Annotated in this window: 15 protein-coding genes and 1 pseudogene; 5 read left to right on the top strand and 11 right to left on the bottom strand. The window is 70.7% G+C overall.

Features of this window, described 5'->3' with window-relative positions; all coding sequences use genetic code 11:
• Positions 1-61 precede the first annotated feature (61 nt).
• The 8 genes from AB0367_RS34290 to AB0367_RS34255 form a co-directional block, all read right to left on the bottom strand.
• A complete protein-coding gene (locus AB0367_RS34290) occupies positions 62-1,606 on the bottom strand; it encodes an APC family permease (RefSeq protein ID WP_366230652.1) in 1,545 nt (514 codons plus the stop codon).
• Positions 1,607-1,971: 365 nt separating this feature from the next.
• Complete coding sequence (locus tag AB0367_RS34285) at positions 1,972-2,244, bottom strand: hypothetical protein (protein ID WP_366230651.1); 273 nt, start codon at positions 2,242-2,244, stop codon at positions 1,972-1,974.
• Positions 2,241-4,202, bottom strand: a complete 1,962-nt coding sequence (locus tag AB0367_RS34280; protein WP_366230690.1) for a heavy metal translocating P-type ATPase — start codon at positions 4,200-4,202, stop codon at positions 2,241-2,243. The genes AB0367_RS34285 and AB0367_RS34280 overlap by 4 nt, the downstream gene beginning before the upstream one ends.
• Before the next feature lie 217 nt (positions 4,203-4,419).
• Positions 4,420-6,708, bottom strand: a complete 2,289-nt coding sequence (locus AB0367_RS34275; RefSeq protein WP_366230650.1) for a heavy metal translocating P-type ATPase — start codon at positions 6,706-6,708, stop codon at positions 4,420-4,422.
• Between the two features lie 11 nt (positions 6,709-6,719).
• The gene (locus AB0367_RS34270) at positions 6,720-7,694 is read right to left on the bottom strand and encodes a hypothetical protein (protein ID WP_366230649.1); all 975 of its coding nucleotides are present in this window, start codon (positions 7,692-7,694) and stop codon (positions 6,720-6,722) included.
• Between the two features lie 2 nt (positions 7,695-7,696).
• Positions 7,697-7,903, bottom strand: a complete 207-nt coding sequence (locus tag AB0367_RS34265) for a cation transporter (protein ID WP_366230648.1) — start codon at positions 7,901-7,903, stop codon at positions 7,697-7,699.
• 106 nt (positions 7,904-8,009) lie between these two features.
• Positions 8,010-9,452: an MFS transporter gene (locus AB0367_RS34260; protein ID WP_366230647.1), complete on the bottom strand. Its 1,443-nt coding sequence runs from the start codon at positions 9,450-9,452 to the stop codon at positions 8,010-8,012.
• A 178-nt stretch (positions 9,453-9,630) separates the two neighbouring features.
• Positions 9,631-10,218, bottom strand: a complete 588-nt coding sequence (locus AB0367_RS34255; RefSeq protein WP_366230646.1) for a hypothetical protein — start codon at positions 10,216-10,218, stop codon at positions 9,631-9,633.
• A 144-nt stretch (positions 10,219-10,362) separates the two neighbouring features.
• On the opposite strand from AB0367_RS34255, the gene AB0367_RS34250 reads away from it, so the two are divergent.
• Entirely contained in the window at positions 10,363-11,124 is a 762-nt protein-coding gene (locus tag AB0367_RS34250; protein ID WP_366230645.1) for an SDR family oxidoreductase, read from the top strand.
• Positions 11,125-11,654: 530 nt separating this feature from the next.
• Here AB0367_RS34250 and AB0367_RS34245 read toward each other — a convergent pair.
• Complete coding sequence (locus tag AB0367_RS34245) at positions 11,655-13,697, bottom strand: glycosyl hydrolase family 18 protein (RefSeq protein ID WP_366230644.1); 2,043 nt, start codon at positions 13,695-13,697, stop codon at positions 11,655-11,657.
• A 220-nt stretch (positions 13,698-13,917) separates the two neighbouring features.
• Between AB0367_RS34245 and AB0367_RS34240 the strand changes: the two genes are divergently transcribed.
• The 3 genes from AB0367_RS34240 to AB0367_RS34230 all read left to right on the top strand — a co-directional run bounded on the left by AB0367_RS34240 (position 13,918) and on the right by AB0367_RS34230 (position 18,095).
• Positions 13,918-15,180, top strand: coding sequence for an ROK family protein (locus AB0367_RS34240; protein ID WP_366230643.1), 1,263 nt, complete (start codon positions 13,918-13,920; stop codon positions 15,178-15,180).
• Between the two features lie 244 nt (positions 15,181-15,424).
• Complete coding sequence (locus tag AB0367_RS34235; protein WP_366230642.1) at positions 15,425-16,999, top strand: glycosyl hydrolase family 18 protein; 1,575 nt, start codon at positions 15,425-15,427, stop codon at positions 16,997-16,999.
• A gap of 79 nt (positions 17,000-17,078) precedes the next feature.
• Positions 17,079-18,095, top strand: coding sequence for a DUF916 domain-containing protein (locus tag AB0367_RS34230; protein ID WP_366230641.1), 1,017 nt, complete (start codon positions 17,079-17,081; stop codon positions 18,093-18,095).
• Positions 18,096-18,360: 265 nt separating this feature from the next.
• On the opposite strand, the gene AB0367_RS34225 is transcribed toward AB0367_RS34230, so the two are convergent.
• Positions 18,361-19,704 carry a PQQ-binding-like beta-propeller repeat protein gene (locus AB0367_RS34225; RefSeq protein ID WP_366230640.1) on the bottom strand — a complete coding sequence of 448 codons (1,344 nt, stop codon included), beginning with the start codon at positions 19,702-19,704 and terminating at the stop codon, positions 18,361-18,363.
• Positions 19,705-19,883: 179 nt separating this feature from the next.
• On the opposite strand from AB0367_RS34225, the pseudogene AB0367_RS34220 reads away from it, so the two are divergent.
• Positions 19,884-19,952, top strand: a pseudogene (locus AB0367_RS34220) (hypothetical protein); the annotation flags it as partial.
• A gap of 90 nt (positions 19,953-20,042) precedes the next feature.
• Here AB0367_RS34220 and AB0367_RS34215 read toward each other — a convergent pair.
• The gene (locus AB0367_RS34215; protein ID WP_366230692.1) at positions 20,043-20,807 is read right to left on the bottom strand and encodes a hypothetical protein; all 765 of its coding nucleotides are present in this window, start codon (positions 20,805-20,807) and stop codon (positions 20,043-20,045) included.
• Positions 20,808-21,003 lie beyond the last annotated feature (196 nt).

The raw sequence follows: 21,003 nt of genomic DNA, 5'->3' as shown, positions 1-21,003 counted from the left end.
CAGGTGGCCTGGTGGTCAGGGTGGTCGCGGGCGGGCGCGGTGTCCCCGCGCCCGCCCGGGGTCAGCGCGAGGAGCCGCCGCCGAGGTCGTCCACCGCGCGGTCGGCGCGATGGCCGCCGGTCACGGTGTCGAGGATGCCGAGCTCGGCGAGTCGCTCCTGCTCGGCCTCCGACAGCGTCTGGATGGAGCCCACCCGGGCGGCGATCTGCGGGCGGGTGACACGCAGCTGCAGGAAGCGGAGCAGGCCGACCAGCAGCAGCGCGAGGAATACGTACGGCAGGTACCGGTAGGCGCCGTCCGGGACCGGGACGAGGTTCTTGTAGATCACGTAGAGGATGCCGAGCACGGCGAGTACCGCCACCACGACGGCTCCCGGAGTCAGTGCCTTGATCTTGCGCAGCCACAGCGGCGTGGCGATGGCGACCAGGAGGTAGGCGAACAGGTATGCGTAGCTGGAGACGATGCCGACATAGACGTCCCACTGGAACCGGCCGACCGAGTTCACCGTTCCGATCAGGCCGATGACGAAGCCGACGACGCTGACGAACGCGATCGCGACGTGCGGCGTACGGAATGCGGAGTGCACCCGGCCGAGCGAACGGGGCAGGGCCTGCTCGCGGGCCAGCGTGAAGAGGCTGCGCGCGCCGGAGTTGATCACGGCGGCCGAGAACACGATCATCGCCGTGCCGAGCGAGAGCGTGACGATGTAGGTGACCCAGTTGACGCCCACGTTCTCCGCCACGACCGGCAGCGGTGTGCTGTCGGCGTCGAGCTTCCTCAGGCCCTGGAAGCCGAGGATCTCCGGATACGTGGCGAGCAGGTAGAGAGCGGACAGGATGATGACCAGTCGCAGGATCGCCCGGGGAACGTTGCGGTGGGCGTCGCGCGCCTCGTGCCCGAGGGAGGCGATGCTCTCGAAGCCGGCGTACGACCCGACGGCGGTGACCGCGGCGATGAGGGTGGTGCTGGCGCCCAGGTGGTGCAGGCTGAACTGCTCGGTGTCGAGATGCGGCCCGTAGTGGATGTAGGAGGCGATCAGGATGACGAAGATCGCCACCAGCGACACGATCTCGAATCCGAGCCCCAGCTTGACCGACACGCTGACGCCGCGGAACGGGATGTAGAACGCCGCCGCCGAGGCGAGGACCAGCAGCAGCACCTTGACCGCCACGTGGTCGGTGTGCAGGCCGATCTCCTGGAGGAACGAGTTGAAGTACAACACGGCCCCGAGCACACCGGCGGCAGCGAAGCCGATGTACCCGAGGATCAGGGCCCAGCCGGTGACGAACGCGGCCACCGGACCGAGCCCGTTGCCGGCGTACGTGCCCAGCGAGCCGGACGAGACCGTCCGCCGGGCCTGGAACGCGATCAGGGCGGCGATGAGGTAGACGAGGGCGCCGCCGATGATCGCCGCCCAGAAGGCGCCCTTGCCGGAGACCAGGAACAGCGAGCCGGGAACGCTCGCGATCGCGACGCTCGGAGCGGCGGCCGCCAGGCCCTGGCCGAAGATGCCCAGGCCGGAGACGGCGCCCGCCGGAAGCTCGTCGCCCTCGCCGGCGGTGGACGGTCTGCTGCCGTCGGTCAATGTCGATGCATGTGTGGTCACGGGTGGGGGACCTTTCGGCGCGGTGCTGGGGGAAGACAGGGCAAGCCCATGGCGGGGGCTTCGTCGGGTACGGCGATGTACCGGCCGGAGGGAGCGGTGCGCGACGAACACGGCCCCCGCAGCACGTGCGGGGCCGGGATGAGATCAGGACCGGCGGTCTGCCCGGCGTCGCGGCCGCGACGCGCAGTGACACGCGGTGCTGGTGGCAGCCTCAGGACCGACAGTGACCACGGGAGCCGGCGTGGCGACACAGGTCGAGGTATCGCTGGCCGAAGAGGTGAGCTGCCTGGGGGGACACGAGGTCACGATAGCGCAAAGCCTATGTGTTTACTAGGGATTAGTCGAAGAGATCACAGCTGAGACGATCATGATTTCGCCGAGGTCACGACGGGTCGACCGGCGATAGCCGGCAGACCGCGCCGGACGGCGAGCGCATCCCGCCCGGCACCCGCATCCGCCGCCTTGACCTGGACCGGAACCGTCACCGCGACGCAGCCACCGATCCGCACGGCGACCGGCTTCGCGGCGGACGACGCCGAGGCGTCGTCCGCCGAGCTCAATCCCGAGGGGTGGCCGACCTTCGTCAGGGCGCCGAGCCCGTCATCGGCGGACCCATCGCCGCGGGCGAGCGGCCTCACGCCGATTCTGGACTCAGCCGGACCCGGCGCAGGAGTTGGGCGTTGAGGGCGACCACGATGGTGGAGGCGGACATGAGCACAGCGCCGACGGCGGGGCTGAGCGTGACGCCGGCCCAGGCGAGCACGCCGGCGGCGAGGGGAATGGCGATGACGTTGTATCCGGCGGCCCATGCCAGGTTCTGGATCATCTTGCGGTAGGAGGCACGGGACAGGCGGATCACGCCGGTGACGCCGCGGGGGTCGGAGGAGGCGAGGACGACCCCGGCGGACTCGATGGCGACGTCGGTGCCGGCGCCGATGGCGATGCCGACATCGGCGCGGGCCAGGGCCGGTGCGTCGTTCACCCCGTCACCGACCATCGCGACGGTGAGCCCCCGGGCCTGCAGCTCGGCGACGGCCTGGTCCTTGTCGACGGGCAGCACCTCGGCGAACACCTCGTCCAGGCCGAGATCCGCGGCGACTGCCTCGGCGACCGGGCGGGCATCTCCGGTGATCATGACAATCCTCCGGACGCCCGCGGCGCGCAGCTCGGCGATGGCCTGCCGGGCCTCGGGCCGCACCTCGTCCTCGAGCGCCAGGGCGCCGAGCACCTCGGCCCCGGCTTCGCCGAGCCGCAGCAGGTGCAGCACCGCGGCGCCACGGCCCGACCACCCGGCGGTCCACTCCGCGAGGTCGGCGGGCACGGTCACCGCGTGTTCGCGCAGCAGTGCCGGGCCGCCGACGGCGTAGCGGATGCCGTCGATGGTGGCCTGCACGCCCCGGCCGGTCAGCGACCGGAAGTCGCTCGCCTTCGCCTGCCTGCCGGCGGCGGCGGCGGCCGCGACGATCGCCCTGGCCAGCGGGTGCTCACTGTCGGCCTCCACGCCACCGGCCAGCCGCAGCACGTCGTCCTCGGTCGTGCCGCCGGTGGCGGCGATGCCGGTGACCACGTGCGCGCCACGGGTCAGGGTGCCGGTCTTGTCGAACAGCACCGCGTCGACGGTGCGCATGCGCTCCAGGGCCAGGCGGTCCTTGACCAGGATGCCCGCCTTCGCGGACACCGCCGTGGACAGCGCGATCACCAGCGGGATGGCCAGGCCGAGCGCGTGCGGGCAGGCGATCACGAGCACCGTGACGGTGCGTACCACGGACTGGTCGACGTCGCCGAGCGCCCACCAGACGCCGAACGTGAGCGCCGCGGCGGCGGTGGCGACGTAGAACAGCACCGCCGCGAACCGGTCGGCAAGCACCTGCGCACGCCCGCTGGACGCCTGCGCCTGCGCGACCAGCCGCCCGATACCGGCCAGCGCGGTGTCCTCGCCGACGGCGTCCACGCGCACCCGCAGCGCCGAGTCGGTGGCCACCGTGCCGGCCACGACCCGGTCCCCGATCCCCCGGCGAACCGGCTTGGACTCGCCCGTGATCATCGACTCGTCGAGCTCGGCCTCGCCGTCCACGACCCGGCCGTCCGCCGGGACCCGGCCCCCGGAGCGCACGAGGACCACGTCCCCGACCCGCAGGTGCGCCACCGGCACCGCCTCGACGGCACCGCCGGGCAGCACTCGCTCGGCCTCGTCGGGCAGCAGCGCCGCGAGCGCGGCCAGCGCGCCATGCGCCTGCCCGATCGCCTTCATCTCCTGCCAGTGCCCCAGCAGCATGATGGTCACCAGCGCGGCCAGTTCCCACCAGAAGTCCAGGTCGAACAGGCCGGCGCTGGTGGCCACCGACGCGACGTAGGCGACGGTGATCGCCATCGAGATGAGCAGCATCATGCCCGGGGCCCGGTCGCGGACTTCCCGGACGCCGCCGACCAGGAACGGCCAGCCGCCGTAGAGGAACACGACGGTGCCGAGGACCGGGCCGACCCAGGAGATGCCGGGGAAGTCCAGCCGGTAGCCGAACCAGTCCATCACCATCTCGCTGGTCAGCACGACCGGCACCGTCAGGATCAGGCTCAGCCAGAACTTGCGCCGGAACATCTCCGGGTCGTGCCCGGCGTGCTTGTCATGGCCGCCACCGTGCCCGTGATGGGACGCGTGGCCGGCATGGGCATCCGGCGTCGTCGTGCCGGACTCGTGGTTGTGGTGGCCGCTGTGCATTCCCGCATCCGTCTTGCTCGCCGCATCGGACATGGCAACCTCCTCGACCGTTCCGAGGATACCCCCTGGGGGTATCCTCGGCAAGTGGGGCCGCTCGTCACATACCGGCGGGCGCGGGATCGCCGGCGCCGCTCTGGTGCGCCGGCTTGAACCGCCGCAGGCGCAGGCTGTTGGTGACGACGAACACGGAGGACAACGCCATCGCGGCGCCGGCGAGCATCGGGTTGAGCAGCCCGGCGGCAGCGAGTGGCAGGGCGGCGACGTTGTAGGCGAACGCCCAGAACAGGTTGCCCTGGATGGTGCGCAGCGTCCGCCGCGACAGGCGGATCGCGTCGACGGCGGCCAGCAGGTCGCCGCGGACGAGGGTCAGGTCGGACGCCTCGATGGCGACGTCGGTGCCGGTGCCCATGGCCAGGCCGAGATCGGCCTGCGCGAGTGCCGCGGCGTCGTTGACGCCGTCGCCGATCATCGCGACGACCTTGCCGTCGGCCTGGAGGCGTTTGATGACGTCGACCTTGTCGGCGGGCAGGACGTCGGCGATGACCTCGGTGATGCCGACGTGGTCGGCGACGGTGCGGGCGACGGTGGAGTTGTCGCCGGTGAGCAGGATCGGCGTCAGCCCGAGCCGGCGCAGATCCACGACCGCCAGGGCGCTGGTGGGCTTGACCGTGTCAGCGACGGTGAGCAGGCCGCGGGCCTGCCCGTCCCACCCGGCGAGGATCGCCGTCTGCCCGGCCCGTTCGGCCGCGGACTGGGCGTCGCGGAGATCGGTGGGGATGCGCAGGCCCTCCGTCAGCAGCAGCGCGGCCCGGCCGACGGTCACCGCGCGGTCCTCGACGGTACCGCGGACGCCGAGTCCCTCGACGTTGCCGAATTCGGCGACGTCGGGCAGGACACCGTGCCGATCGGCGGCCGCGGTCGCGATCGCGCGGGCGATCGGATGCTCGGAGGCGGCCTCGAGCGCGCCGGCGACGCGCAGGACCTCGGCGGGATCGGCGCCCTCGGTGGCGATGACGTCGTGGAGGGTCATCTGGCCGGTGGTGACGGTGCCGGTCTTGTCCAGCACGACGGTGTCGACCCGCCGGGTGGACTCGAGGGCCTCGGGGCCCTTGATGAGGATGCCGAGCTGGGCGCCGCGGCCGGTGCCGACCAGCAGCGCGGTGGGCGTGGCCAGGCCCAGCGCGCAGGGGCAGGCGATGATGAGCACCGCGACCGCGGCGGTGAACGCGGCGGTGAGCCCGGTGCCGGTACCGATCCAGTAGCCGAGGGTGGCGACGGCGAGCGCGATGACGATCGGGACGAACACGCCGGAGATGCGGTCGGCCAGGCGCTGCACGGCGGCCTTGCCCGCCTGGGCGTCCTCGACGAGCCGGGCCATCTGGGCCAGCTGGGTGTCGGCGCCGACCCGGGTCGCGCGGACGACGAGCCGGCCGCCGGCGTTGACGGTGGCGCCGACCACCGGGGTGCCAGGGCCGACCTCGACCGGGACGGACTCGCCGGTGAGCATGCTCGCGTCGACGGCGGAGGTGCCGTCCTCGACGATCCCGTCGGTGGCGATCTTCTCGCCGGGCCGCACGACGAACCGGTCACCGACCGCCAGCCGCTCGACCGGGACGCGGATCTCGGCGCCGTCGCGCAGCACCGCGACGTCCTTGGCACCGAGTTCGAGCAGGGCACGCAGGGCCGCGCCAGCGCGACGCTTGGCGCGGGCCTCGAAGTAACGCCCGGCGAGGATGAACAGGGTCACGCCGGCGGCGGCCTCGAGGTAGATGTTCCCGGCACCGTCGGTGCGCTCGATCGACAGCTCGAACGCGTGCGTCATGCCGGGCGTGCCGGCGGTGCCCAGGAACAGCGCCCACAGCGACCAGCCGAACGCGGCGATCGTGCCCAGCGAGACGAGGGTGTCCATGGTGGCCGCGCCGTGACGCAGGTTGGTCCACGCGGCCCGGTGAAACGGCCACCCGCCGTAGACGACGACCGGCGCGGCGAGGGTGAGTGACGCCCACTGCCAGAAGGTGAACTGCCACGCCGGAACCATCGCCAGCACGATCACCGGGACGCTGAGCGCCAGCGACACCCACAGCCGGGTGCGAAGGCCACGGAACTCGTCGACCGGCTCCGCCGCCGCGCCGTCGGTGTCGGGCGGTGCGGGCAGGGCGGCGGTGTAGCCGGTCTGCTCCACCACCGTGATCAGGTCCTGCGGGGTGAGATCGCCGGTGTAGGTGACCGTGGCCTTCTCGGTGGCGTAGTTGACGCTCGCGCTGACCCCGTCCAGCCGGTTGAGCTTCTTCTCGATCCGCGCCGCGCAGGAGGCGCAGGTCATGCCGCCGATCGCCAGTTCGATATGGTTCGGTACCGCGATCAGCGGCCGGGTCGGGGATGCCATCGGTGCCTCCTTCAGCTGTGCGTGTGGCCGGGCTCGCCGCGCTCCGCCGCCGACGTCGACGCGGCCGGCGTGGGCGGCGCCGGGACGGGGGCGGCGACGGCGGTGAACTCGGCGGTGCGGACCGTCCCGGCGTGCTGGAAGTCCAGGAACAGCCGATATGTGCCGGCGCTGGGTACCTCGGCGAAGAAGGTGACCCGCGGGCCGGCCGCGGTGTGGCCGTCGCCGGGGGCACCGTCGGGGTGGACGTGCAGGTAGGCGAGGTCGCCTTCGCGCAGCGCGACGAGGTGCCCGTAGGCGCCGAGGTAGGGCTGCAGGTCGGTGACCGGTGCGCCGTCGCGGGTCACGGTCAGGGTGAGCTTCGACGCCGCGCCGGGAGTGAGCACGCCGTCGAGGCTGACGGTGTAGCCATCCACGGTCGCGGTCTGTTGCGGCGCCGGCAGCGCGACGGGTTGGTAGCCGCCGGGGGCGGGCACGTCGACGCCGAGGGTCAGTCCGCGCCCGCGCCCGGCGGGCTGGAAGTCGGCGAAGACGCGGTACTGCCCCGCCTCGGTCACGGCGATGGGCACGCTCCAGGTGCCCTCCGAGTCGCGCTGCGGATGCAGGTGCTGGAACCCGGTCAGGTCCCGGCGCACCACGATGAGGTGCAACTCCTTGTCGTGGCTGACTGCGTAGCCCGTGACCGGCTGGGCGTCGGGCCCGATGACGCGGAAGCGGAACGGCGCCGCGCTCGTCGTGCTCAGCGTGGTGGTGAGCGGCTGGAGGCGGTAGCCGTCCTCGGCGACCTGTAGCCCACCGGGCAGGCTCATGGACGCGCCGTCCTGGTGATCGCCGTGATCTGTGGCGGTGCGCGTGCCTGCGGGGTGGTGGGTGTCGGTGTGCGCGGCCGGGGCCGGGGCGGGGCCGGCGATGCTGCCGACCCCGACCGCGGCGATGAACACGGCCGCCAGCCCGAGCGCGTAGGCGCCGAGCTTGAGCGGGGTACGCACGGCTAAACCGCCACCTGGTATCCGGCCTCATCGACCGCGGCGCGGACCGCCGCGTCGTCGAGAGGCGCCTGGCTGGTGACGGTGACGGCACCGCTGGCCAGGTCGACCTGGACGTTCTGGACGCCGTCGAGCTTACCGAGCTCGCTACTGACGGACTGCACGCAGTGACCGCAGGTCATGCCGGTCACGGTGTAGGTCTGCGTCGTCATGACGATCTCCTTTTTGTTGTCGGCCCCGCTGCCGGAGCCTGCGGTTCGGGTGGTTCGGCGTCGCCTTCGACAGCCAATATACCGGTACCCCCCAGGGGTACCAACTTCAGGGCCGGGCGGCAACCCCCGGCTCGGCCCGCGCCGGCTCGGGCGTCTCGGCCGGCGGCAGCGGCCGGGTGCGCAGGGTGACCGCGGCCACGACCGCGCCGGCCGCGGCGATGAGGGCGGCACCGGTGAAGGCCGCCGAGTAGCCGTCGGTGAGGGCGGGCAGGTCGCCGAGGCGGTCGGCGCCGGCGGCGGAGGCGACCGCGGTCATCGCGGCCAGGCCGAGTGCGGAGCCGACCTGGTAGCTCGTGTTCACGATGCCCGAGGCGAGGCCGCCCTCCTCGGGCCGGGCGGCCCCGATCGCGGTACCCAGCGACGGGATGAACGCCAGTGACATGCCCAGCGCGGCGACGAGGGAGGCGGGCAGGACGTCGGCGGTGAAGTTGCCGGACGGGCGGACGAACGCCAGCCAGCCGAGGCCGGCGGCCAGCAGCGCGAGGCCGGCGACGACCATCGGCTTCGGGCCGAACCTGGCCATCGCCCGCGGCGCGATGGCGATCATGCCGGCCATGATCAGGACGGTCATGGGCAGCAGCGCGGCGCCGCTGGGGAAGGCGCTGTATCCGAGGACCTGCTGCAGGTACAGGTTGAGGTAGAACCACATCGGGATCCACGCCGCCCCGAGCAGCAGCTGCGCGGTGTTCGCCGCGGCGAGCTGCGGCGCCCGGAAGATGGACAGCCGGACCAACGGCTCCCGGCGAGTGGCCTGGATCACCACGAACGCCACCAGCACCGCCACCGCCCCGGCCAGGACCAGCCACGTCCGCGCCGAGCCCCACCCGGCCTGCGGCGCGCGGACGACGGCGAAGACGGCCGCGCCCAGCCCGACGGTGACGGTGAGCGCGCCGAGCAGGTCCAGCGAGCCGCGGCGGGCGCCACCGGCCGGCATCACCGCCGGCGTCACGATCAGGACGAGCAGGGCGATCGGGATGTTGAGGTAGAACACCCACGGCCAGCTGGCGTACTCGGTGATGACCCCGCCGAGGAACACCCCGGCCGTGCCACCCGCCGGCGCCGCCGCCCCGTACCACGCCAGTGCCCGGGTCAGCTCCTTCGGCTCGGCGCCGAACAGCATCATCAGCAGCGTCAGCGCCGCCGGGGCGATGAGCGCCGCGCCGGCGCCCTGCACCGCCCGGGCGGCCAACTCGACCGCGGCGTTGCCGGCCAGGCCGGCGGCGGCCGAGCCGGCGAGCAGGACGACCCAGCCGATGCCGAACACGCGCCGGGCGCCGAACAGGTCCGCCAGCCGACCGCCGAGCAGCAACAGCCCGCCGAACGCCACCACGTAGGCGTTGAACACCCAGGACAGGTCCTCCGCCGAGAACCCGAGATCCTGCCGCATCCGCGGCAGTGCCACGCCGATGATCGACGTGTCCATAATGACCATGAACTGGGCCAGGGCGATGAGCCCCAGGGCCCACCACCTCCGAGACTTGGATGCCATCCTCGCCACTCCTTTATACCTCTAGGGGGTATGGGTATCAGCATGCGTCATGATTACCCCCGGGGGGTATAAGTGTCAACCGGTGGGCTTCGTGATGTGTTCGCGCTGCCGACCGACCGCGAGTGCCGACCTACGGAAGCCGGCGGATCCGGGGCCGACGTCCCGGCGTGGCCGTTCGCTACGGGTCGTCGGGCATGGCGATTGCTAGCGGACGTTGAAAATGCGCGTGCCGGACCAGCACTCCGGGGTTGCGTCGGCTGAACCGCCGCCGGTGACGGGCCCCTAGTACCGGCGGGACATGCTCAACGACGCCATGTACGGCGAACCCGCGGGCCAGGTCCCGGATGACGGCTAGGTCGGGGCACAGGCCGCACTGCTGTTCCAGTTCGGCCGTCTCGTCCTGGCTGAGCTGGCCGGTTGGGCGCATGATCCAGCCGACGATGTCGCGGGTCTTCGGCGGGGATGGGGTGACGGCGTTGCTGCCATGCACGCTGATCAGCCAGCGGCGCAGCGTGCGTTCACCGCCGGTGTAGCCGCGTTGACGGATCTCGGCGAGGAGCAGGTTGGTGCCGGTGACCTGCTCGGCGCAGCGGTGCAGCAGGTAGGGCTTGAACGCGTCGAGGATGCTGTCGCGGCCGGTACCGCGCGGGCCGATCAGCTGCTGCGGGTCTTCGGCGTCGGCGTAGCGGCGGTGGCCGGTAACGGCGTCGGACAGGTTGTGGATCAGGTGCCACCTGTCCGCCACCTGGACGGGGCTGGTCTGCATCCTCAGTGTCTGGTGATGGCTCGGCCCGTGCGCTCGTGGTTGGGAGTGTGTGGGCGTGGTCCGGAAAGTCGGGTGCTGTGCGATTGGCGGCCCGCCAGGATGAGTGTCATGAGTGCAGAGACGCGGGCGGGGAGTCGGCAGGACGTGGCAGAGCCGGAGCGTCCGGTTGCCTTGGTCACGGGGGCGGGACGCTCGGCGGGAATCGCGGCGTCAGTGGTGCTGAGTCTGGCCCGGGCTGGCTGGGACGTGGCCTTCACGTACTGGACCGCTTATGACGCGCGGATGCGGTGGGGCGTGGAGCCGGGGGCGCCCGGAGAGTGGCAGAAGATGGTGGCGTCGTTCGGGGCGAGAACATTTGCGGTTGAGGCGGACCTGAGCGACCCGGCGGTGCCGACGCAGCTCTTCGACGACCTCGAGCGCGAGCTGGGAGACATCACTGCGTTGGTGCTGTGCCACTGCGAGTCGGTCGACTCCGGCCTGTTGGACACAACGGTGGAAAGCTTCGACCGGCACTTCGCGGTCAATGCGCGGGCGACGTGGCTGTTGATTCGAGAGTACGGGCTGCGGTTCCGCGGCCGGCACGGGAGCGGGCGGATCGTGAGCCTGACCAGTGACCACACCGCCGGGAACCTTCCTTATGGCGCGAGTAAGGGGGCGATGGACCGGATCACGCTGGCCGCCGCCCGCGAGCTGGCCCATCTGGGAGTGACCTGTAACGCGATCAACCCCGGGCCGACCAACACCGGGTGGATGACCGAGGACCAGAAGGCGGACCTGATCCGCGTCACGCCGTTGGGACGGCTCGGCGTGCCACAGGACTGCGCGAATCTGGTCACGTTCCTCTGCTCGGCGGAGGGCGGGTGGGTCAACGCCCAGCTTCTTCAGAGCAACGGCGGTCTTGGATAGTCGGCCGGCGGAGGCAGGGCTCACGAGCGCTCGCGACGGGCGACGTCGGCGGCGTATGTCGTCCAGTCGCCTGCGCTGACTCCGCCCGGCTGCCCGTCTCAGGCCAGCGGCGGGATCGTCTCGGCCGCGTAAGTGCCCTTGCCGTGCACCGTGAACACCAGCCCGCGCTCGCGCAGCACCTCAACCGCCTTGCGGGGGCGCCTGGCGTCCAGAAATGCGCGAGGTTCTCCATTGTCACGGAGTGAACGTGCTGCTTCTGGTGCATTTTCACTCCGTGATCATGGCGAACATGATGTCCGGTCGACGCGGATCGCAGGCGCAGCCAGCGCCACCCGAACTCGGCTCGCGATGCCAAGCGCCCAATGACGGTCACTCTTACTCGGTCTGGCAAGGACGCCCACACGTCGGGGCGCTGGAGGGCCACGCAGTATTGATCAATAAGTGCGGCAGCGCGCCCCCGGACATGGAGCTGGGGTGGGATGCGGCGGCAGCCGTATCCCACCCCAACGTCTGGAGCGGAACGGGTATGGCTAGATCAGCGTGACGGTGAGGACCGCGGTGTAGGCGCCGACAGGAGTGTCGAACGGAACACCGAGGTTCAGGCCGCCGCCGCAGGTGAACTTGCCGGTGCTGGCGCCCAGGTTGGACGAGCACAGCGTGTGTGCCGTCGAGAGGCCCTTGCCCGGGATCAGTGCCGGACCGGCAACCACCTTCGGGGTGGTCGTGGTGCTGTGTTCGAGGTTCAGCGAGCCCGGTACGACGGCCGCGGTCGGCGCCCAGGCGAGGTTGGCGGCCGGGATGGTCGCCGTGCCGGTACCGCGGAAGTCGCTCACCTGGCCGGTGAGGCTCCACCCGGCGTTGTTACCCCGCGGGTCCACGACGGTGATCGCCTTGAGGGCACCCGAGACGATCTGGTCCTGACCGTTGAGCTGGACCTTGCCCAGGTCGATGGGCGTGTTGTCCGAAACGCTCAGGCTCAGCGCGCCGCCGGTGACCTCGGTGATGATCGTCTGCTGACCCGGGTCGACGCTGCCCACGTTGGCGACGGCGTTGACCATGCGGCTGTTGATCGGGTCGGGGTCGATGGTGGCGACCGTCAGGGTGTACGAGCCCGCCTTGGCGTACGTGTGGGTGCCGGTGACCGAGTAGGTCCCGTTGCCCAGCGGCACCACGACCGCCGCGCTGTGCGTGTTGTCGCCCCAGTTGATCTCGGCGGTGAGGGACGCGGCCGAGCTGCCGGTGACCCGGGCGACCTCGCCGCTGAACGCGGTGCCCTGGCCGGCCATGATGGAGGCGCCCTTGACGGTCGGGGCCGGCGCGGCCACGACCTTCTCCGGCGTGAAGGGCAGAGCGATGGCGCGCAGCTGGCTGCCCTGCGCGTCGCCGGTCAGCTCCCAGGTGAACATGCCGTTGAGGCCGTTGTCCTTCGCGTACTGCGCCCGGATGCCGAGCGACTGCGCGTTCTCCTGGCTGCAGAAGCGCCGCGCCGCCGGGTCCCACACGTACGGAGACAGCACGTACGGGTCCCAGTTGACCAGGGCGGTGGTGCCCGGCCTGAGCGCGTTCGCCATCGTGGCCGTGCCGCAGCCGGTGGCCGTCCACTTCCGGAAGAGACCGTTGTTCAGGTCATCGACGGTCTGGAAGCCGCGGCTGAGCGTGAACTCCGCGCCCAGGGTGAGCTTGTTGGCCGGCACGCCCTGCGCCTGGTAGAGCTTCACCGCCGCGTCGATGCTGTTGTAGGGGTCGCCGGTGGTGTCCAGGGGGTGCTTGTAGAGCGGCTGGTTGAACATGGAGATCGGCGAGTAGCCGGTGCCCATGTCGTAGGTCATGATGTTGATGGTGTCGAGCGTCCGGCCCAGGGTCGCCAGGTCGAAGCTCTTCAGCACGTCATACGGCGCGCCGGTCACGTTGTCGCCGGAGTCCTGCCAGCGGCCGGCCGGAAGCGCGGCGGTGACGAGGAAGTCGCGGCGGCTCTTGCCCTTCGAGTCCGCGTAGGCGTTGAGCTGGGTGCGGAACTCGTCGACCAGGAGGTTCATGTTCTCCCGGTCCTCGGCGCGGTAGCCGATGTTGTTCAGGCCGCCGCTGACGGGGAACTCCCAGTCGAGGTCGATGCCGTCGGCCACCCCGTTGGCGATGAAGGCGTCGATGCACGAGGTGACGAGCGTCTTGCGGCCGGCGTCGGTGGCGGCGGCGTCCGAGAAGCCACGGCCACCCCAGCCGCCGAGCGAGCGGAGCACCTTGAGGCTCGGCTGCTTCAGCCGCTGAGCCTTCACGGCGTCGATGCCGGCCTGGGAGGCGGTGGTGCACTTGCCGTTGTTGATGGTGGAGAACGCCCAGTAGAAGTGGGTCACGAGCTCCATCCGGATGGAGCTGAAGTTCGGCGTGCCTTGCAGAAGATACCCGCCCACCATCGGACTGGTCGGCGCCGGCACCGTCTCGCCGGACACCGCCGGCTCAGCGGCCGCGGAGCCGGCGGCGGCGATCGCCGTGCCAGCCGCCAACAGGCCGACCAGGCCGGCGCGGGCCAGCTTGCCCATCCGCCCGCCGGGTCTGCGAGTGCTGGGTGGCTTCATACTCTTCCCTCCTGCGATCCGAGGACCGCGGTACTCAATGGGGGTAGGGGAGGAAAACGAAACGTTCTTTCCTATTCCTACGGCACGTCCATGATCACGTCAAGAGGCCGGGGAGGCATGAACCGGGGCGCCCACTGCCGGCCCATCCGGGTACATGCCTAGATTGAGCAACCCGGGTATCGTCATTTCCGGACATACACACGGAAGGCAGGCTGGGTTGGTGGCCGACATACCCGCCGGTACTGCGGTGCTGCGGCAGTTCAACACTTCGCTGGTTCTCGCCGCGGTGCGCCAGGCACGGCGCCCGCTGCGCATCAGCGAGATAATTAGCGTCACTCGACTAACTCGGCCGACGGTCGCGCAGGCCATCGAAGAGCTCAAGACGGGTGGCCTCGTCGCCGAGTCCACGGACAGTCCGGACGGGGTCCGCCAGGGCCGGCCGGCCGCCGTCTTCGAGCTGCGCCCTGGAGTCGATCCCGTGCTTGGCATCGACCTCGGGCCACACGCCGTGAAGGCCCGGGTGAGCGACCTGGGCGGCAATACGCTCGCCACTTCGGCTCGGGCGGTGTCCAGCCCGCACGACGCGGTGGCGGTGCTGGCCGGGGTGCGCCGGGTCATCGACTCCTGCCTGCGCGACGCGAACCTTGACAGTGCACAGATCGCCGACGTGGTGGTCGGTTCCCCGGGAGTGGTGGACCCGGTCGCCGGCCGGCTGCGGCTCGCCCCGAGCATGCGGGGATGGGAAACCTTCAACATCACCAGCCACCTGGAGAAAGAGTTCCGGTGCCGGGTCCACCTGGAGAACGACGCCAACCTGGCGGCGGTCGCCGCGGCGAGCCGGCTGCCCGGCCGCACGATCATCGCGATCCAGTGGGGTGCGCGGCTCGGCGCGGGCATCGTGATCAATGGAATGCTTCATCGCGGCAAGGACAACGCCGCCGGTGAGGTCGGTCTGATCAGCTTCGACGACAACCTGGCCTTCGACCGGGACGGCAGCGGTCCGCTGGAGGCCCAGATCGGCAGCACGGGAATGATCAACCTCGCCCGTCACGAGTTCTCCGGCTTACCCACCACGCGACTGCGCTCAGACCGCAAACTCACCGCGATGGACGTGTTCAGCGCCGCGGCCGAGGGCGACGAGCGGGCCATCGCCGTGCTGGACTACACCACGCGCGTCCTCGCCCGTGCCCTCAGTCCGGTCATCCTCGCGCTCAACCCCGACATCCTCGTCATCAGCGGTGGCATCGCCCATGCCGGCGACGTCCTGCTGGAGCACCTCAGGCGGCATCTGCAGGCCCGCACGTATTGGGTGCCCGAACTGGAGCTGTCGGAGTACGCGGAGCACACGGTGGTCATCGGCAGCGTGGAGCTAGCCAGGCAGCACACCTGGGATCGGCGCCTGACCGCCGCCAAACAGAAGCTGGAGCTGTCGGAGTACCCCGAGCGCACAGTGGCCAACAACGGCGCGGAACTCGCCTGGTAGCAAACCTGGGACCGGCCGCCCGGACCAGACCCGGCCCCGGATTCACAGCGACCTTGACGAAACCTGGCCGGGTCAACGGCGAGCACTGCCGGGTGTTCGTGCGCGCAACGCTGGCCAAGCGGACGAGGCAACGGCCTAGCTGTGTGGATGCAATCGCGCCCTCACCCTGGACGGTCGAGCACGGGTGCGCTAAGTTCTCGCCCAATAGAAAGGGAGCTTTCGAATAATAGAAAGAAGCCTAGCTATGACGACACCCTTGCCCCAGCGGTTACGCGCGCTCGGCGCGGCCGCACTGCTCGCTTGCACGATCGGCGCCGGGACCACCGCCGTCCTTGCCACGCCGGCCCAGGCGGCACCGACCGCACCGGGCACGCCGATCCCCCCGCACGTGTTCGCCCCGTACTTCTACAGCGGCTCCAACGCCGACACGCTGTACCAGGCCAGCCAGGAATCCGGCGCCAAGTACCTGACCCTTGCCTTCCTGCAGACCCGCAAGAACGGGGACTGCACTGTCTACTGGAACGGCCGCGCCGACTCCCCGATCGGGCCGACCTACGCCGCCGGCATCGCGGCCATCCGTGCCGCCGGCGGTGACGTCTACCCCTCCTTCGGCGGAGCCGCCGCCACCTCCGGTTCGCTCACCGAACTGGCCGACAGCTGCCAAGACGTCAACGCGATCGCGGACGAGTTCAAGCGCGTCATCACCGCGTACAACTTCACCCGCATCGACCTGGACATCGAAGAGGAGTCGCTGGCCAACCCCGTCAACTGGCCGGGCATCGACCGGCGCAACAAGGCCATCAAGATCGTTCAGGACTGGGCGAGGGACACCGGCCGCACGGTCGAGTTCGTCTACACCCAGCCGACCTTCACCGACGGCCTGAACAACGGCAGCAGGTTCCTGCTGCAGAACGCGGTCAACAACGGCACCCGCATCGACGCCGTACACCTCATGACGTTCAACTTCTACGACGACGTCTCCGAGGCGTGCAAGGCGAAGACCGGCCCCCCGCACGACATGGCCGCGGAGACGTTCAAGGCCGCCACCGCGACCTACAACATCCTCCAAGGGTTGTACCCGCAGAAGACCCCGGCCCAGTTGTGGGGCATGATCGGCATCATCGCGATGCCGGGCCCGTCCGACTTCGGCGAGTGCGAGACGTTCACCACCGAGGACGCCGTGAAGGTGCTCAACTGGGCCATCCAGAAGAACATCCACGGCATCTCGTTCTGGTCACTGCAACGGGATCAACGAGCTACCAGCCGGACGTACAACTGGAAGCCGTACCAGTTCACGCGGACCTTCGCGCCGTTCACGCATGGCGACAACGCGGCCCAGACGGCCATCACCGCCACTGTGACGGGCGGGCCGCTCAGCCTCGCCGTCGGCGACATGTCGCCGGTGGCACTTCCGGCCGTCGCACTCAACGGCCAGGACCAGGTGGCGACCGGGCCCCTCGGCCGCGTCACGGTGGTCGACGCGCGGGGTACCAATGTCGGATGGAGCCTGACCGGGCAGGTCAGCGACTTCCGGTCACCGGCGAACCAGACCATCGCCGCGGCGAACCTCGGCTGGGCACCGACCGCCAAGCTGGTGCCGGGCGGCATGAACCTGGTCCGCACCATCAACGACTCGGTGGTCACGGCAGGGCCGGCGAAGGCACCCGGCTCGGGCCTGTCCACGCCGCAGCCACTGTGCTCGTCCGCGAACGGCGCGAGCACCGGGACGTTTGACTGCGGGGCCACCCTGAACCTGGGCGTGCCTTACAACGCAGCACTGGGCACCTACACCGGGGTGCTGACTCTGACACTCATCTGACCCGCCGAATCCCAACACCGGGCGTCAGGGTGGTGATCCACCACCCTGACGCCCGGTCCCGTGCACAACAGGAGCGACCGTGACCGAGCTTGCCCGTCCCCGCATCCGATCCGGCCGTGCGATGGTCGCGGCCGGCCTCCTCCTGGCCCTGTCCAGCCTATGGCCCGCCATACCGGCCACGGCCGCACCCGCCGAGGACGCCATTCAATGGGCCGTCGGCCCTGCCCCCTCCGCCAGCGGCGAAGCCCGCTCCACCATCGACTACACCCTCCCGCCGGAGACCGAAATCAACGACCGGGTCGCCATCAGCAACCTCGGCAACGAGCCACTGACCCTCGCCGTGTACGCCACCGACGCGTTCACCACGCCGGAGGGCAGCTTCACGTTGCTGACGGCCGACCAAAAGCCCGTCGACCTGGGCAGCTGGATCAGCTTCGAATCGCCCACCGTCACCATCGCGCCGGCCACCACGGTCCAAATACCGTTCCGCATGACGCTGCCCAAGGACGCCACACCCGGAGATCACGCGGCCGGCATCGTCGCCAGCCGCCAGGTTTCCGGCTCCGCCGACGGCAACACCCGCCTCGCTGTCGACCAGCGCGTGGGCACGCGCGTCTACGTGCGCGTCAACGGCACCCTGAACCCTGCCCTGTCCATCACCAAGCTGTCGGTCGACTACGGCGCAGCCATGTACCCGTTCCGCAACCGGGATGCCACGGTCAAATACACGGTGCACAACGGCGGCAACATCCGGCTCGGCGGCACCGGAACCATCTCGTTGCTCGCACCGTTCGGAGCCCGAATGGCCAAGTCCCAGCCGTTGTCGATTCCGCCGCTGCTCCCCAACGAATCCTTCACGGGCACCATCAGCGTCGGCGGCGCGTTCCCGGCCGGCCGAGTAACGGCCCGGATGGACCTCGACGGTGTGAACCCGCCCGGCGTGGTACCACTGGACACCCCGCACCAGCGCCAGAGCACCACGACATGGGCGGTACCGTGGCTGCTCGCCGCCGTCGTGGTCGTCATCCTGCTGGTCTGGCCCGGTCGCCGCATGCTACGCACCGGCTACGCGCGCATCGTTCGCCGCAACCGCTGACCTGGCAGCGCGCCGTCTTCGGGGTCGTGGGTGTACGCCAGCGTCGCCACGCCCTCCGAATCCGCGTCCTGCGCAGCCTTCCTGCCACGGCTGCCTGCGCAGCCTTCCTGTCGCGGTTCGTCGCGCTGCCTGACAGCGCACGGCGGCCGGGCTTCCCCGCCCGGCCGCCATGCGCGACCCGCCGTGGCCCCGCCCGGTGAGCCAACCCGGCGAATGCCGCGATCGCACCCCTACCTCCGTCATCGGTCACGACCGACGGGGCAGGTCAGGCGGGCAGGGGCCAAATCGAGACCTGGTCGAGTTGGCAGGCCAGCAGCCTCGTCGTGGTTATGCACTGCGACGGGAAGGACCCGTGCTCCGTCCGGCCGAGCACCGTCACCCCGCCGGTCTCGACGTTGAGCCGCGCGACCAACGAACCGCCGGCGGCGGTCCGGCGCGCGACCAGCAAGTCGGACCGCCCCAGGCCCCGGATCACGTTCCAGCCGTCGATCCGCCGGACGATCCTGCCGGTCGGCGCATCGAGGACGAGTCCGCCGACCGACGACTCGTCGAAGTCCGGCGTGGACCGCGTCGCCAGCAGATACTGGTCGCCGAGCCGGCCGAAGCCGTTCCATCGTCCGTCCAGGCGCCACAGCTCGCGGCCGGTGCCGGGGTCCAGCACGACAGTTGTGTTTGTGGTGCTGCTACACAGCGCCAGTCCACACCACCACAGGGCCAGGCCGCTCGGCTCGTCCGTTCGCTGCCACAGCCGCCGTCCGGTGGCCAGGTCGAACACGGCGCTGCTCAATATGGTGTCCCGGCCGGACTGGTAGGTGAGCAGCCGGTCGCCGGAGATCTCGAAGCCGTCGACTTGGCCGGGCTGGTCCAGCTGGACCGACCGCACGATCTCGGCCGATTCGGCGCTGCGCACGCGAAGCGTGCCGCCGGGGTCGAGTTCCGCGAGCTCGATGCGGATGCTCCCCTCGCCGGACTCCACCGGCACGATCGCTCGCGTGCCACCCAGCGGCGTGTCGAGCGACCAGCGCACACCGCCGGTACGGATGTTGATACCGGCCAGGTGCCGGCTGGGCCGCTGCCGTTCCTGTACCGGGTCGGCGCCCGGCGGATACGCATCGGCGACCACGACACCGGGCGCACCGGCGGAGCCATAGAACGACGGCGCGTACCCGATCTGCCGCCACACCTGCGCACCGGTGGCGGCATCGAGCCCCACCAGCGTCGACGCCGGCCCAATTTCCGGCTCCTGGGCGAACACCACCCGCTCACCGTCCACGGCCACGAGCTGCGCACCGGCCGGGACCGGGACGGCCCACCGCCGGGCGCCGTCCGGCAACCGGTACGACGCCAGGGAGGTTCTCGTCATCAGGTAGATCGCGTGGTCGGCGCTGCGGATGTCGCTGAGCCCGTCAGCGCGCAGCACCACCGACGGGGCCAACGGCGTGACCGGCCGGGCGCCGACGACCAGCACGAGCACTCCCACGAGCAGCAACCCGAACGGCCACCAGCGCTCCCCCGGCAGGCGCCGGGCCGCCCCGCCGAGCGGTTCCCGGCTGGGGTACGCATCGAGGTCGATTACCACGACCGGCGGTACGTCATGATCGTCCACCATCCGTTCAGCGTCCCATGAACCGCACGCGTTGTCTGTCGCGGCCGCGCTGGACGGCCCGTTGAGGTTGGCGGGTGCGAAGAACCTGTGGGCCGGCTACGACCGCGACCTTCGCCACCACTGGGCCGGAGTGGCGCTCGCCAACCGCTCGCCCGCCACGGACCGGCCAGCCGGCATCACGTATGACCCTCGACGGCCGGTTCGTGACCGACATCGAGGGGTTCTACTGCGCGATCGGCGAGGCGATCAACGGCCCAGGCGGCTACTTCCGCTGGAACCTCGACGCCCTCGCCGACTGCCTCTGCGGAAGCTGCGGCGCGCGAATACCGACGATTGCGCCGTCAGTACGCGTCCATCGGGGCCTCGACGATCCGCCCGGCCGGCTTGGCCACCGACGCGCTGCTCGGCCCGGTGATCGTCAGCTCCACTTCGTCCGGCCCGGCGTCAACGTCCATGACGACCTTGACCGAGGCGAGGCGCCCGGCGGCGTCGAGCCGGACGGTCACAGGCACCCGCGCCACGGCCGCCGGCGCCATCGCGACCAGCACCTGGGCGAGCTTCGCCGCGGCCGGCGGCACGGCCGGCCCGACCTTGGTGAGGTCGAGCTCGCCGGTGCAGGACGCGCCCACCGCCGGGCCCATACAGTGGGGCATCGTCGCCAGGAACGACAGCAGCGCCGACGGGAGCGCCACGCCGATCTCGTGCTGGCCAGGCGCGAACTTCAGCACGCTGTAGTGCAGGGAGACGGTGGGCTCGACGCGCGCCCAGACGTCGGTGCCGATGACGGTGATCTCCTCCGGCACCTGACCAAGCCGCATCCCGCCGTTGCGCGGGTCATAGACGCCCGCAATGCTGTACGTCGGGTTACCGAAGGTGAACGCGAAGCCCTCGGACGTCGTCTGCTTGAGCGCTGCCAACACCGTCGCCAACTCGTCGGACGCCGTTGGAAGCGGCGACGCCGACGGCGACGCAGCGGCCGTGTCCGACGCCGGGGCACTGGCCGCAGGCGGGGCGGCCGCCTCCCCGGAGTTCCCACCGCCGCATCCGGCCAGCAGCCCTGCAGTCAGGAATCCGGCCAGCAGCGGCCCGGCAATGTACCTCGTCATGATCTCTCCCCGTGTCGTCGAGCCGGTGCAGCATACGGGCTCGGCGAGTGACACGACGGCCGGGGCGCTCGCCACCGCGAATGGAGCACTACCGCAAACGCCCGCCTAGTGTCTCGTGATCCTGCTGTCGTTACTTCGAGTTGTTGTCGACGAGTTGCTTGATGCTGGTCTGGACCCAGCGGACCTTGGCGAGGAT

The sequence above is a fragment of the Dactylosporangium sp. NPDC051484 genome (assembly GCF_040689395.1).
Classification (GTDB): Bacteria; Actinomycetota; Actinomycetes; order Mycobacteriales; family Micromonosporaceae; genus Dactylosporangium.
This window is presented reverse-complemented; position numbering and strand designations above follow the sequence as displayed.